Source organism: Pseudonocardia nigra (genome assembly GCF_019396355.1).
Lineage (GTDB): Bacteria > Actinomycetota > Actinomycetes > Mycobacteriales > Pseudonocardiaceae > Pseudonocardia > Pseudonocardia nigra.
Window position 1 is genome coordinate 1 of sequence record NZ_JAHKRK010000222.1, and the last position, 13223, is coordinate 13223.

Annotated in this window: 15 protein-coding genes and 2 pseudogenes; 12 read left to right on the top strand and 5 right to left on the bottom strand. The window is 71.7% G+C overall.

The annotated features are described in order from the left end of the window. Positions 1 to 263: 263 nt before the first annotated feature. From KME75_RS46315 to KME75_RS34410, 8 genes and pseudogenes are all read left to right on the top strand, one after another. A pseudogene (locus KME75_RS46315) lies at positions 264 to 449 on the top strand (sugar ABC transporter ATP-binding protein); the annotation flags it as partial. Further along, positions 445 to 570 (top strand): hypothetical protein, encoded by a 126-nt coding sequence (locus KME75_RS46320; protein ID WP_308283343.1) that lies wholly within the window; start codon positions 445 to 447, stop codon positions 568 to 570. The pseudogene KME75_RS46315 and the gene KME75_RS46320, both read left to right, overlap by 5 nt. Positions 571 to 757: 187 nt before the next feature. Next, positions 758 to 910, top strand: a complete 153-nt coding sequence (locus tag KME75_RS46325; protein WP_308283344.1) for a hypothetical protein — start codon at positions 758 to 760, stop codon at positions 908 to 910. Further along, positions 907 to 2343 (top strand): xylulokinase, encoded by a 1437-nt coding sequence (locus KME75_RS34390; RefSeq protein ID WP_219419115.1) that lies wholly within the window; start codon positions 907 to 909, stop codon positions 2341 to 2343. The genes KME75_RS46325 and KME75_RS34390 overlap by 4 nt, the downstream gene beginning before the upstream one ends. A gap of 168 nt (positions 2344 to 2511) precedes the next feature. Continuing rightward, positions 2512 to 2670: a hypothetical protein gene (locus KME75_RS34395; RefSeq protein WP_219419116.1), complete on the top strand. Its 159-nt coding sequence runs from the start codon at positions 2512 to 2514 to the stop codon at positions 2668 to 2670. A 183-nt stretch (positions 2671 to 2853) separates the two neighbouring features. Beyond that, the gene (locus KME75_RS34400) at positions 2854 to 3237 is read left to right on the top strand and encodes a type 1 periplasmic-binding domain-containing protein (protein WP_219419117.1); all 384 of its coding nucleotides are present in this window, start codon (positions 2854 to 2856) and stop codon (positions 3235 to 3237) included. A gap of 16 nt (positions 3238 to 3253) precedes the next feature. Beyond that, positions 3254 to 3865, top strand: coding sequence for a GNAT family N-acetyltransferase (locus KME75_RS34405; RefSeq protein WP_246633404.1), 612 nt, complete (start codon positions 3254 to 3256; stop codon positions 3863 to 3865). Between the two features lie 648 nt (positions 3866 to 4513). Next, positions 4514 to 6121 carry a ComEC/Rec2 family competence protein gene (locus KME75_RS34410; protein ID WP_219419119.1) on the top strand — a complete coding sequence of 536 codons (1608 nt, stop codon included), beginning with the start codon at positions 4514 to 4516 and terminating at the stop codon, positions 6119 to 6121. A 296-nt stretch (positions 6122 to 6417) separates the two neighbouring features. Here KME75_RS34410 and KME75_RS34415 read toward each other — a convergent pair whose 3' ends face one another. Together KME75_RS34415 and KME75_RS34420 are read right to left on the bottom strand one after the other, a co-directional pair. Continuing rightward, on the bottom strand, positions 6418 to 6717 hold the full coding sequence (locus KME75_RS34415; protein WP_219419120.1) for a hypothetical protein: 300 nt from the start codon (positions 6715 to 6717) through the stop codon (positions 6418 to 6420). Positions 6718 to 6719: 2 nt separating this feature from the next. After that, positions 6720 to 7049, bottom strand: coding sequence for a hypothetical protein (locus tag KME75_RS34420; RefSeq protein WP_219419121.1), 330 nt, complete (start codon positions 7047 to 7049; stop codon positions 6720 to 6722). Positions 7050 to 7273: 224 nt separating this feature from the next. Between KME75_RS34420 and KME75_RS34425 the strand changes: the two genes are divergently transcribed. Continuing rightward, on the top strand, positions 7274 to 7498 hold the full coding sequence (locus KME75_RS34425; RefSeq protein WP_219419126.1) for a YegP family protein: 225 nt from the start codon (positions 7274 to 7276) through the stop codon (positions 7496 to 7498). A gap of 372 nt (positions 7499 to 7870) precedes the next feature. Here the strand turns inward: KME75_RS34425 and KME75_RS45320 are convergent. Both KME75_RS45320 and KME75_RS34430 read right to left on the bottom strand, forming a co-directional pair. Beyond that, positions 7871 to 8122, bottom strand: a pseudogene (locus KME75_RS45320) (PIN-like domain-containing protein); the annotation flags it as partial. 4 nt (positions 8123 to 8126) lie between these two features. Then, entirely contained in the window at positions 8127 to 8810 is a 684-nt protein-coding gene (locus KME75_RS34430; RefSeq protein ID WP_219419122.1) for a DUF433 domain-containing protein, read from the bottom strand. 113 nt (positions 8811 to 8923) lie between these two features. Between KME75_RS34430 and KME75_RS34435 the strand changes: the two genes are divergently transcribed. The 3 genes from KME75_RS34435 (at position 8924) to KME75_RS34445 (ending at position 13086) form a co-directional block, all read left to right on the top strand. Beyond that, positions 8924 to 10030 (top strand): hypothetical protein, encoded by a 1107-nt coding sequence (locus tag KME75_RS34435; protein ID WP_219419123.1) that lies wholly within the window; start codon positions 8924 to 8926, stop codon positions 10028 to 10030. Then, the gene (locus KME75_RS46330) at positions 10027 to 12399 is read left to right on the top strand and encodes a DEAD/DEAH box helicase (RefSeq protein ID WP_219419124.1); all 2373 of its coding nucleotides are present in this window, start codon (positions 10027 to 10029) and stop codon (positions 12397 to 12399) included. The genes KME75_RS34435 and KME75_RS46330 overlap by 4 nt, the downstream gene beginning before the upstream one ends. Positions 12400 to 12489: 90 nt before the next feature. Beyond that, on the top strand, positions 12490 to 13086 hold the full coding sequence (locus KME75_RS34445) for a recombinase family protein (protein WP_219419125.1): 597 nt from the start codon (positions 12490 to 12492) through the stop codon (positions 13084 to 13086). Here the strand turns inward: KME75_RS34445 and KME75_RS34450 are convergent. After that, a partial coding sequence (locus KME75_RS34450) for an integrase core domain-containing protein (protein ID WP_219419127.1) occupies positions 13087 to 13223 on the bottom strand: 137 nt, incomplete at its 5' end. It lies immediately after the preceding gene.

The following is a 13223-nucleotide window of genomic DNA, read 5'->3' on the forward strand; positions in this document are numbered from 1 at the left end:
GTCGCGGTGTCCGGTCGGGCAGCAACGGCTCCAGCCGTGCCCACTCCGCGTCGGTCAAGTCGTGGCGATCAAGCACAGAAGAGATCTACCGCAGCCCACCCGCATGATCCACGGGACACGCTCTAGTGTGTTCGCGGGATTGCTCGCGCGTCGGGCGTGCGGCGGCGTCGCGGTGCTTCCGGTGTGGACTTCGACATCGGGCGTGGTGAGTGCACGCACTCGTCGGGGACAACGGGTCAGAAAAGGTCACTCTCATTAAGATCATGAGTGGTGTACTGGCGCTGGACCAGGGCGTGGTCGAGGTTGCCGGTGTGCCGCAACGGTTCCCGGCCGCGGACGCGCATCGCGCGGGAGTCGCGGCCGGGCACCAGGAATTCGGTGTCGTGCCGGCACTCTCAGTGGCGGAGAATGTATTCCTAAGCCACCGCCTGCCAGAGCCGGGTCGTGGGCGTGCTCGTAGCCGTGCTGTTCGCGCTCGCCGTGGCCAGCGCCGTCTGGCTGTCGCTCACGCAGGTCGCCGGCGAGCGTCAACTGCATGCGGTCGGCGGAAATGCCGAAGTGACCGCCTAATTCGGAATCGACCAGAGGCGGATCCGGCTCATCCGGTTCGCAGTGTCCGGGCTAGACGCCGCGGTCGCCGGTGTGCTGCTGGCGAGCCGGCTCGCGTCCGCTCACTCGACCGCCAGCGACCCGCTGATGCTGACATCGATCGCCGCGGTGTTCATCGGCACGACGATGCGGTGGGGCATGGCCGAACGTGCTCGGGTCACTGCTGGGAATCGCGCTGCTCGGCGTGCAGGCCAACGGGCTCAACTTCGTCGGCGTCTCGCCCCATCTACAACAGGTGCTCACCGGGCTCATTGTCGTCGCCGCGGTGGGCCTGCCCAAGCTCGTGGGAGGTCGGTCATGACTGACTGGACAGCAGCGGTGGACGTGGGCACATCCGCGGTGAAGGCTGTCTTGCTGGACGCGCGGGGCCGCATCCGGGCGACCGGGCAGGCCGAGGTGCCAAGCGCGCATGGCGAGCAGGAGCCGGAGGACTGGTGGGAAGCCAGCATCGAGGCGCTGGGGCGATGCGGCGAGAGCGTCAGCAGGGTGCGGATGCTCGCGTTAACCGGTCAGATGCAGGACCTGGTGTGCATTGGTGGTGCCCGGCCGCTGCGCCCGGCGATCCTCTACAGCGACACCAGGGCGCACGGCGAGCTCGCCGAGGCGTACCGCCTGCTCGGTCCGGAGTGGACGGACGTCACGCGCAACGAGCAGGACGCCAGCAGCCTGCCCGCGAAGGTGCTGTGGCTGCGCAAGCACGAGCCCGATGTGCTCGAGCGAACCGAGCTGATGCTGTTCGGCGCTTCGGGGTACGTCGGGTGGCGGCTCACCGGTGTCGGCTGCTGCGACGTCACCACCGCCTCGACCACCGGGCTGCTGGACGCTGCGGCGCGGACGTGGTGGCCTACGGCCGCGGACGCACTCGGGCTGCGCGACGTGTTGCCGCGCCTGGTGGACGGCGAGGCAGCGATTGGCACGGCGACGTCGCCCGCGGCCCGCGAGGCCGGTCTGCTACCCGGCATCCCGGTGGTGGTGGCGCCGGGTGACGCGGTCAGCACGACCATCGGCATCGTCGGCGACGACCCGCACCGTGGCTACACCTACCTGGGCGCGAGCGGGTGGCTGGCGGTCGTGGTGCCCGAGGCGCGGGTTCCCAGGGCGGCGCACCGACTGCTGCTCCCCACGCCCGGGCGCCAGCTGATGATCGGGGCGGTGATCAGCGCTGGCGCGGCCGCGGACTGGGCGCGGCGTACCTTCCTGCCCGGCATGTCCGCCGCCGACGCGGACCGGCTCGCCGCCGAGGCCGGCCCCAGCGGGCTGTTGGCGCTGCCGTCGCTGCGCGGGGAGCGGTTCCCGGTGCGCGATCCGCTGGCTCGCGGTGTGATCGTCGGGATGACCGACACCACGCGGCCCGACCAGCTGTACCGGGCGGTGCTGGAGGCCGTCGCATTCGCGTTCCGGACCCTGCTGGACACCGTGCCGGACAACGGCGTGCCGATCCCGGTGACCGGCGGCGGCGCGCGATCCGGGCTGTGGCAACGAATCCTCGCCGACGTGCTGGGGCGGCCGGTGCTGCGGACCAACACGTCCGAGGAGGTCGCCGCGCTGGGTGCGGCGGCCACCGCGATCCGGGCCGCTGGCGGGCGTCCGCCACCGCCGCTGGCTGACCGGGACGCTTCCACGTTGCTGCGCCCTGGTCCTGCGAGCATGCAGTACGCCAAGCTCGCCGCTGCGCACGCCGCCCTGCACAGCACCCTCACGCCCACCTTCCAAGCACTGCAGGACAAACCATGAAGCGAATGAGCATCCTGTTCCTGCGGGTCGCGGCGCTGTTCCTGGCCGCTGTTCGACCGGGTCGGACGCGAACCGGCCACAGATCGCCGTCGTCACGCCCAACGTGCCCAACGCGGCGACCAAGGTTCAGGAAGTTCCAGCAGCGCGCCGAGGCCAAAGGGGTGGGCGGTGACCGTCATCGACACCGCCGGCGACGTCAACCGGCTCAACAGCGAGATCCAGAACGCCGCCGCCCGGCAACTGATGGCCGTCGTGCTCGGCATGGGCGATCCGGCACAGATGGGCCTTGGCCTGCGCGGTCCGCGGCGGTTCCGGTGTTCGGCATAGACGACGGCATCATGGCCAACGTGATGTCCGACAACGACGAACTGGGCCGCAAGAGCGCCCAGGCGCTGAGCGACGTCCTAGGACGCGGTGCCCGCGTGCTCATATTCACCCACGACCCACACCCGGCGGTGCGCGCGCGGACGGCCGCGGTGCGGAAGACCCTGTCGGCCGCGGGAAATCAGGGTGGTGGAGAGCAGGCACGTCGCGGTGCCCGATCCGGCGGAGGACGCCAAGAAGTCCCTGCAGGACTTCCCGGCCGCGCACCCGGACGCGAACGCTGTCCGCGGTGGGTGGGCGGCGTGGGACGAGCCCGCTTTCGGTGCGACACAGGCGATCCGGGCCGCCGGACGCGACGGGATCGCGGTCGTGGGGTGGACAGGCAGGACTTCGTGCCCGCCGAGATCAGCAAAGGGCGGTCCGTTCAAGGCGACCGTCCGCCAGGACGAGGACGTCATCGCGGACCGCGTTGTGGTCCTCGTCGAGGACAGCCTGCATGGCAAGCAGCCCGAGGAACGCGAGTACCGGCTACCCGGCCAGGTGCTGACAGGCTGGTGCGCCAGGTGTTGAGTTGAGAGGAACAGCGATGTCAGATCGAGGTCCGCAGTTCCGGGTGGCCCGTCCGGAGGACGCGCACGCCGTCGCCGAACTGCACGCGGACAGTTGGCAGCGGCACTACCGAGGGGCGTACTCGGATGCTTTCCTAGACGGGGAGCCGTCCGGGTTCCTGACCCAGTTGTGGACCGAGCGTCTGGCGACGCCATCGCCGCAGGCGCGCACCATCGTCGCCGAGTACAATGGCGAGGTCGTCGGATTTGCCCACACACTGCTCAACGAGGACCCGACCTGGGGTGCCCTGGTCGACAACCTCCACGTGCGGTACACGCTCAAGAGACAGGGGATCGGCACCCGCCTGCTCTCCCTGACCGCACTCGCCGTCCACCGCTGGTCATCGTCGTCCGGCCTGTACCTGTGGGTCCTCGAACAGAACTCCATGGCGCAGGCCTTCTATTCGGCGCTGGGCGGGACATGCGTCGAGCGCGTCGACGTTCCGCCGCCAGGCGGGGACCCCGCCCGGCTGAACGGACGGCCGAAATGCCTCAGATTCGCGTGGCCTGACCCTTCTACCCTGCCCAACCGGTCCGGGTCGCCTGCGGACGCCGATGCTCCGCTGGGCCACGAGCCCTTGCGTTGGTAATGCGATGGCACTCAAATAGGCCTTTCCGGCCCAAGCCCGCTGTCATCCTGGCGGCCGATCCATACCAACTCGTTTCCTGGCCTCACGCCACGCGGGCGGTAGATCCGGCGACTCCCTTGCCCGCCAGTCACGCCAGCGCGGCATCATGTGAGCTTCCCGGGGGGAACCTCAATGCGCCAAGCCGGCGGGCACGGTGGTTCTCGACCATCGCCAGCGGGACAGGAGCGCCTTCGTGGCGGTCGCCCACAATCGCCGGTCTCAACCTCGCCGCAGCGCCGCCCGGGGCGCGCACGTCGGCGACCAACTCGGCAGCGGCGGTCGCGGCCCGCGTTGATCTCCGGCGCACAGCCCGCGGTTCCGCCCTCACAGCACCCCGCCGAGCCCTGGACGTCGTATCCGCATGCCGGGTGAGGTAGATCAAAACGTGCCCGCGAGTCGAGCCCAGCAACCGCGACATCGCCCGGCCGCGCCGTCGGTCAGTCCCGCGATCGCCTCGTCCAGGGCGTCCTGGCGTTCCCGATCCGGGTCACGAAGATCGGCGCTCGCAGGGCTTCCCGGCCCCCGACATCGAGGTGCTGGACCACCTCGTTGGTCGCTTGCGGACGGGTCCTGACTGGTGCCGGGGTCAACGTAAGTGCATGACGTGCTGTGTCGGGTGCGAACCTCGCGATCGTGGGTGGGGCGGTGCTCGCCCTACTGCGCGTGGCGCGGGCCGACCCCCGGGTCGCAGCCGCGCTGAGCGGTGCTGCGGTGCTCGGGTTCGTGGTGCTCGCCCGGCCGTCGCCGAGCGTCGTGCGGGCGGCGGTGATGGGCGCCGTGGCACTGCTCGCGCTGGCCCTGGGCCGAGGGCGGTCCGCCGTCCCGGCGCTGGCGGCGGCCGTGCTCGTGCTGCTGCTCGCCGATCCGGCGTTGGCGGTCGACCCGGGGTTCGCGCTCTCCGTGCTGGCCACCGGCGGGCTGGTGCTCCTCGCCCCGGGATGGGCCGACGCGCTGCGGCGTCGCGGCGTGCCCGGCTGGGCGGCCGAGGCGCTCGCGGTCCCCGCGGCGGCTTTCCTGGTCACGGCGCCGGTCGTGGCGGGATTGAGCGGCCAGGTGAGCCCGATCGCGGTGCTCGCCAACCTGCTCGCCGTGCCCGCAGTGGCGCCGGCGACGGTCCTCGGGGTGCTCGCCGCGGTCGTCTCACCCCTCGGCGACCCACTGGCGCAGGCCGGGGCCTGGCTCGCCGGGCCCGCGGTCTGGTGGCTGGTGCAGGTGGCCGACCGCGCGGCGGGGGTGTCGGGGGCGGCGCTGGCGTGGCCCGACGGTGTCGGCGGTGCGGTGCTGCTCGCCGGGCTGGTGCTCGCCCTGCTCGTGCTGGGGCGGTCGCCGCGGTTCCGCGCGGTGCTGGTCGCGGTGCTGCTCGGGCTCGCGCTCGTGCTGGTGCCCACGCGGGTCGCGCCACCTGGCTGGCCACCCGCCGGCTGGGCGGCGGTCGCCTGCGACGTCGGGCAGGGCGACGCGGTCGTGCTCGCCACCGGACGCCCCGGGTGGGTCGTGCTCGTCGACGCCGGTCCCGACGACGGCCTCGTCGACGCGTGCCTGGACCGGCTCGGGGTCCAGGGGCTCGCCATGGTCGTGCTCAGCCACCTGCACGCCGACCACGTCGGCGGGCTCGCCGGCGCGCTGCGGGGCCGGCCCGCATCCGCGGTCGCCGTGGGTCCGGGGCGGGAGCCCCGGTGGGCGCTGGAGGACGTGGCCCGCCGGGCGGGCGAGGCGGGCGTCCCGCTGGTGGCGCTCGATGCCGGGCGGCGCCTGCAGTGGCCTGCGCTCACCCTCGACGTGCTCGGACCCCTGTACCCGCCCACCGACGTCGACGCGGAGGACGGCACCGCCGTCAACGACGGATCACTCGTGCTGCGCGCCACCACCTCCGCGGGGGCACTGCTGCTCACCGGCGACATCGAGCTCGCCGCCCAGTCCGACCTCCTCGCGTCCGGCGCGGACCTCGGCGCCGACGTGCTGAAGATGCCGCATCACGGGAGCCGCTACACGTCCGTCGGGTTCCTCAACGCGGTGTCCCCGCGCGCGGTGCTGGTGAGCGTCGGGGCCGGCAACCGGTACCGACACCCCGACCCCGGCCTGGTCGGTGGCCTGGAGCGGGGCGGCGCCACGGTGCGCCGCACCGACACGGCCGGGGACATCGCGGTGGTGGGGCGGCCGACCGAGGAGGACCTGCACGTCGTCTCCCGCGGTTCCCCGCTGCCGGCGCCGCGGTGAGGCCGGGGAGCACATGGCCTCGACGGTCGGGCATGGCTGCCCGGCATGACCGCTCCTTCCCGCCCGCCGCAGCAGCGCAAGCAGGACACCCTGCACCGGCTTCAGCAAGACGTGGACGCTTGGGTTGCGACGAGTCGGGCCGCCGAACTCCCGCGATCCCTGGCGCGCACCGGGGCGGGCGCATCGAGTTGGTCGACGACGAAGGCGCCGACGGTACGGGTGGTGCCGAGGGTGTCGACGACGGCTACCGGCGGGTCGAGCAGCGCTTCAGCGTCGGCATCGCTACGTCGACACCGCTAGGCCAGGCCGAGAACCTTCAGCCCCCAGTCGCCGGCGGCGTCGCGGTCGTGGCCTGGGATGGCGCGGGTGGCGTGTGGGGCTGGGGTGGTCCAGCGCAGGGAGCGCCAGCCAGTGATCGGGCGCAGGGTCCAGCGTCCCCATTCCCGGTGCAGGGTGTAGCCGCCGCCGTTGTCGCGTTCATCCAGACGCGCCCGGCCGAGTCTGCGGGCCGCGGAGCAGCCAGCGCCAGTGGTGGTGGTGCGGCCGGCGAGCGTGCCCGCGTTGCGAGTGGCGTAGCGGCCGGTGGTGGCGGGCATGTTCAGCGGCTCCCTCGGCTCCCTCTGTCGCAGTCGTCGGCGGTGACGAACCGCTCGATGCTGTTGTCCTTGAAGTCGAAGTCGCGCCCCTGCAGGGTACCGACGACGCCGGCATGGACACGCCAGAGTCCGGGCCGGCATCCGGTCTTCACCTCGTAGACCTGGCGTGGGTCGGGGATCGCGGTGCTGGTGGCCGAGTTGGCGGTCTTCCACGTCCCGCCTTGGCGGTACTGCAGGCTGAGGGTGAGCACGTGCCGTTCGGGTGGGACGTCGCAGACGGCGTAGGCGTTGCCGAGGATGCTCGGGCCGGTCACGGTCGGCTTGGTGGGCATGAACCTGAGATCGCAGGACTTCGCGAGGGCCTTCACGGGAAGGCCCGGCCCATCCGCGGTCTGCGCGACCGCTGTACCCGAACCGAGTGTGAGGCTTGCGGTGACGCCGGCGAGGATCGTGCCCCCGCGCGGCACGGGCCGGCCATCCACGACGACCGGGGTGGCGGCCAAACCAACCCGGGGCCTGCATCCAGCGTGAGGTCTTCGGTGAACGCGTCATCGTCATGGCCCTGTCAGACCACAGTGACCGCGGAGCGGTTCCCGTTCCTCTCGTCGCCGCCTCGGCCGCCGCGCGCTGCGCCGGCAAGTACCGCTTCCGGCTGAAGGCATCCAACGGCCAGGTCGTAGCCACAGGCGAGGCCTACGAGACCAAAGCAGCCGCCCTGAAGGGGTGCGAGTCGGTCCAGAGAGCCGCTGACGGCGCCCAGATTATCGAGACCGAAAGCTAAGCGAGGACCGAATCCTTCGCGCGCCGGCAGAACGGGATTGACGCGAGTCGGCGGCCGAGGCCACGGATCGTGTTCAAGGGGGACTCGAACACGCATTCGTGGCACCCCTGCCGCAGGCAGGGGTTCATGTGCTGGACGGTAGCCGGCGCGCACCCCGGAGGGCCAGATCGTGGCTACGGCATCTTCGCAGGCGGTGAACCGTGGAGCTGGTCGAAGGGTTCTCGGGTCGAAGACCCGGACGCCTGCGCGGGTGACGCTGGCGAGCCACGGTACGGGTTGGTGGGCCACGAGGTTCTCGATGTCGTCCCAGTACCGCAGCCAGAGTCGGAGCTGTTCGAAGAGGGTCAGGCTGCCGCCGCTGGTGAGGAAGCAGGCTCGGACGTTGTGGTCGAGCAGGGCTTGGCGTTCGAGCGGGCGGCTGCGGATGCGTTTGTTGCGGGTGAGCACGACGAGACCGGCTCGGCCGATGACCGGCAACCATGCTGTGTCTGCGGCGCCCGCGGGTACCGGGCCGTCGGGTGCTCCGGGCCAGGTGATGTCGCCGCGGACGTAGGCGAGCGCCTTGGCGACGCCGAGGCTGTTCTCGTCGACGAACCAGCGGGCGACCTGGGGAGTTGCGGGCACGAGGTCAGGCGGCGCGGTCGTTCTCGTAGCGCACGGCGGCGTCGACGTCGTTCACGGTGATGTCGTAGACGTCCGCGACGCGGTCGCGCGGTTCGCCGGCGGCGATGAGTTCGGCGATCGCCTCGGTGCGCGCCCCGGTGGTGAGGGTCGGCTCGCCGAAACCGTGGTCGGGGTCGAGAACGACGGGAACGGAGCGGCCGAGGGGGTAGAGGCGGGGGGCGTCGCCGGTGCCGTCGTCGTCGAAGTCGACCTTCTCGAGGAAGGCGGCAGCGGTGTCGGTGAGTTGCACCGATCCGTCGCGGCCGAGGACGACGATGTTGAGCGCCGGATCGAGTCCGACCTGCTTCTGGACCTTGAGCGCGAGGCTGCGTCTGGAGGTGTAGGGCTTGAGGGTGGCGAGCGGGTAACGGACGCCGAGCTCGTCGCGGAGGATCGCGATGACCGGGCGCAGGTACTGGAGGGTGACCTGCTTGGCGCGGTACTCGCGCAGATAGCCGGCTTCGACGAACTCGCCCCAGGTCACGGTGTCGCTGCCGCTGCGTTCCTCGCGGATGACCGGAGCGTAGGAGGTGCTGGCACGCCCGTAGCCGTCGACCCACCGGCGGAGCGCGTCGGTGCGCAGGCCGAGCAGGCGTGCGGCCTGGCTCATGCCGTACACCGGGCGTTCCAGGGCCGTCGGGGTGGTCACGTCTGCAGTGTGCCGTGATCGGTCGCCGCGACGCCAGCGGGCTCGTGCGGGCTGAGGGTCGTCTCGGTGGGTCGATAGGTTGACCGCGAGGGCGACGTGCGGGGAGCGGACGGGTGAGCGAGTACCAGTACTACGAGTTCGCGGCGGTGGATCGTCCGCTGGGTGACCGCGACCTCGACGCGTTGCGTGGCCTGTCGACGCGGGCGCACATCACGCCGACGTCGTTCGTGAACACCTACGAGTGGGGCAGCTTCTCCGGTGATCCCCGGCGGCTGGTGGAGCGGTACTTCGACGCGTTCCTCTACCTGGCGAACTGGGGGACCCGCGAGCTGATCGTGCGGCTACCGGCTCGACTCGTCGATCCGGACATCGCGCAGCGGTACTGCTCCGGTGATGCGGTGTCGGCGTGGACCACGGGTGATCATGTGGTCATAGCTGCGGTGTCCGAGGACGAGGAGGGGGACTTCGACTGGGGCGGGGAGGGGGTGCTGGCGTCGATCCTGCCGGTGCGGGCCGAGTTGCTGGCCGGCGACGTGCGTGCGCTGTACCTGCTGTGGCTGTTGGGCGTGCAGGTCGGTGAGGTCCCCGATGACGCGGTGGAGCCGCCGGTGCCGGCGTCGCTGGATCACCTGAGCGGTTCGCAGACCGCGCTGGTGGAGTTCCTGAGGATCGACCGGGACCTCGTCGAGGTGGCCGCGGTTGCGTCACCGTCGATGCACGAGGCGGGGGTCGATGTGGCGCGGTGGGTCGCGGGCCTGTCCGGGTCGGAGCGGGACGCGCTGCTGGTCGGGTTGTTGGAGGGTGGCGACCCGTTGCTCCGCGCGGAGACGCTGCGCCGGGCAGGACCGGGTCGGCGAGACGGGGCGGGCGTTCGGACCGCGGCGGAGTTGCTCGACCAGGCGTCGGGACAGCGGGAACGGCGCGAGCAGGCCGAGCGTGATCGGCGGGCGGCCCGGTCTGCTGAGAGTGCACGGTGGGCCGAGGTCGCACGGCGGGAGCGGCTGGCCGGGCTGGCCGCCGAGGGTGACGGGGCGTGGGCGCGGGTCGCGGCGCGGATCGCGGAGAAGAACTCGTCGGGTTACGACGTCGCTGTGGATCTGCTGGTCGATCTGCGGGAGGTGTGCGACCCGGCCGTCTTCGCGTCCCGGCTCAAATACCTGCGGCGCGAGCACGGCCGCAAGGTGACGTTCGTCGAGCGGCTCGGGCACGCCGGGCTGTGACGGGCCCGCCGTTCTCCTCGACCGCTTCCTCTCTCGGGGCCGAGGTGGCGGCGCTGCGGGCGGAGAACGCGCGGCTGCGGCGGCTGCTTGACTTCACGCCCGAGCAGGCACGCCCGCCCGCCGCCGCGCAGACGGGGCTGTTCCTCGACCGTCCCGGTCCGGTGACCGCGTCGTCGTCCGGGCCGGACAAGGTGCGGTTCTTCCGCACGCTGTTCGCCGCACGCACCGACGTGTACGCGATCCGGTGGGACAACGCGCGGACGGGCCGTTCGGGGTGGTCGCCCGCGGTCGAGGGCGGCTGGCGGAAGGGAGCGAACCGGCCGTACCTTCGCCTGACGGACAGGGTGGTCGAGGCGCACCTGACCGGCGAGGTCCACCTCGGCCTGTACCCGCTGCTCACCGGCGACACGTGCCACTGGCTCGCGGCGGACTTCGACGGCCCGTCCGCGACGCTCGACGCGCTGGCCTACCTCAAGGCGGCTCGGGCGGTCGGGGTTCCGGCGGCGTTGGAGGTGTCGCGGTCGGGTATCGGTGCGCACGTCTGGATCTTCTTCACCGGCGCGGTGCCCGCCGCGACCGCACGAGCGCTGGGTTCCGGCCTGCTGCGGGAGGCGATCGCGCTGCGCGGGCGGATGAACCTGACTGCTTATGACCGGCTGTTCCCGTCCCAGGACGTGCTTCCGGCGTCGGGGGGTATCGGCAACCTGATCGCCGCGCCGTTGCAGGGCCGATCACGCCGGCACGGGGCGACGGTCTTCCTCGATCTGGCGACTCTGGAGCCGCGCGCCGACCAGTGGACCTACCTGGCCTCGTTGCACCGGCTGTCCCCACGGGAGGTGGCGCGGTTCGCTGGGGAGGTCGCCCCACCGAAGGTCGGTGTCGACGTCACCAAGCTGGCGCCGGCCACGGCGTCGGGTATCCACCCCCGCCCGGCGCCGGTGGTGGGCGTGCAACTCGCCGCGGGCGCCTCGGTCGACATGGCCGAGCTGACCCCGGCGCTGCTCGCGACGCTCAAGCACGCCGCGTCGATGGCGAACCCGGCCTTCTACGACCGGCAGCGTCGCCGCTTCTCGACCTGGGGCGTCCCGCGGTTCCTGCACTCCTTCGACGAGACCCTCGACGGTCGGCTGGTGCTTCCGCGCGGGCTGGCCGGTCTACTGGCGAGCACCGTGGCGGAGGCCGGCAGCGCGCTGGAGATCGACGACCGGCGTGCGGACGGCACACCGCAGCAGTTCGTGCTCACCGCGACGTTGCGCGACGACCAGGCCGACGCCGTCGTCGACCTCGCCGATCACGACCACGGGGTGCTGGTCGCGGCGCCCGGGGCGGGCAAGACCGTGATTGCGTGCGCGCTGATCGCCCGGCACTCCACCTCGACGCTGGTGCTGGTCGACCGCAAGACCCTCGCCGATCAGTGGCGGGCGCGGCTGGCCGAGCACCTCGGCGTCACCGCGGGCCAGCTCGGTGGTGGCCGCACCAAGCTACGCGGCACGGTCGACGTGGTGACCCTGCAGACCTTGTCGCGGCGCGACGACCTGCCCGAGCTGACCGCCGGCTACGGCTTCGTCGTGGTCGACGAGTGCCACCACCTCCCGGCCGCCGCGTTCGACAACGCCGTGCGCCAGATCCCGGCCCGCCGGTGGCTCGGGCTGACCGCAACCCCGTACCGCCGCGACGAACTCGACGACCTGATCTCGCTGCAGCTGGGCCCGGTCCGGCACACCATGACCGCCCCCGAGCCCGGCACTCTCGCCGCCGCCGCGGCCGGTGGCGCACCGGAACGATCCCTCACCGTCCACCTGACCGACTTCGTCTACCGCGGCGAGGCCGACGCGTCGGCTCCTGGCGGGATCGCCGCCGTCTACCGCGACCTCGTCGCCGACGACGCCCGCAACCAGCAAGTACTCGCCGACGTCCTGGCCGCCCTCGCCCGCAGACGGAACTGCCTGGTCCTGACCCAGTGGACCGCGCATGTAGTGCTGCTCGCCGAGTTGCTGCAGGCCGCCGGACACGCACCAGTAGTACTGCGTGGCGGGATGGGAGCCGTTCAGCGCCGCGAGGCCCTGGAGCGGCTCCAGCCTGACAATGGGCCGCTGCTCGTGGTCGCGACGGGTCCGTACGTCGGCGAGGGATTCGACTGCCCCGCGCTCGACACTCTGTTCCTGGCTGCGCCGATCGCGTTCAAGGGCCGCCTCGTGCAGTACGTCGGCCGGGTGCTGCGCGCAGCACCCGGCAAGCACGTCGTCGAGGTGCACGACTACCACGACATCCAGACCGGGGTACTCGCGTCCTCACTGCGCAAGCGCGCACCCGGCTACCGGAGCCTGGGTTTCCCCGACCCGAGCACGACGCGGCACCACCCGCTATGACGCTCCAGCTGAGCGGTCCTGCCGTCCGGTTCTGATGGCCGGATGGCAGCAGCGTATGAGCACCTTGGCCCGCATCTACTCGACGACTGGATGGCGCGTAACCGGCCCAAGCCCTCGCGGACCGACCACGGGTCGGGCCGCGGGCAGGGTACGAGATTCGCCTTCTACGGGCGCACGTCGACCATCGGGCATCAGGACCGAGCCTCGTCCCGTGGCTGGCAGCGCGAGGCCGCCGACAGCCTGGTCGCCGGCCATGGCGCAGTGACGGTCGAGTTCTTCGATCCGGGCTGTTCGCGGCGGCTGCCCTGGTCCGCCCGGCCCGAGGCCGCCGCCTTGCTCGCGGAGCTGTCGTCGGCGGACCGACGATTCGACGCGGTCGTGATCGGCGAGTACGAGCGAGCCTTCTACGGCGACCAGTTCGCCCGGGTGTCGGCGTTGCTGGGCCGCTTCGGTGTGCAGGTGTGGCTGCCGGAGGCGGGTGGACCAGTGGATCCGGGTGATCCCATTCATCGAGCGCTGGTCACGGTGCTGGGTGCGCAGTCGCAGCGGGAGGTTCTGCGGTCGCGGCACCGGGTGCTGGCTGCGATGCGCACGCAGGCGCGTGAGCAGGGCCGCTACCTGGGCGGGCGGCCGCCTTACGGGTATTGGGCGGCCTTGCATTTTCCGGACAGGTGTTATGGCTCTTGATTACGCTACGAGCTGCTGATTCAGGTATTCGTCGTGGACCTCTTTAGGGGTCCGGTAGCCGAGCGCGGAGTGTAGACGCTTGGTATTGTAGCGGAACTCGATGTACCTCGCGACATCTGCGCGGGCGTCTTCGCGTG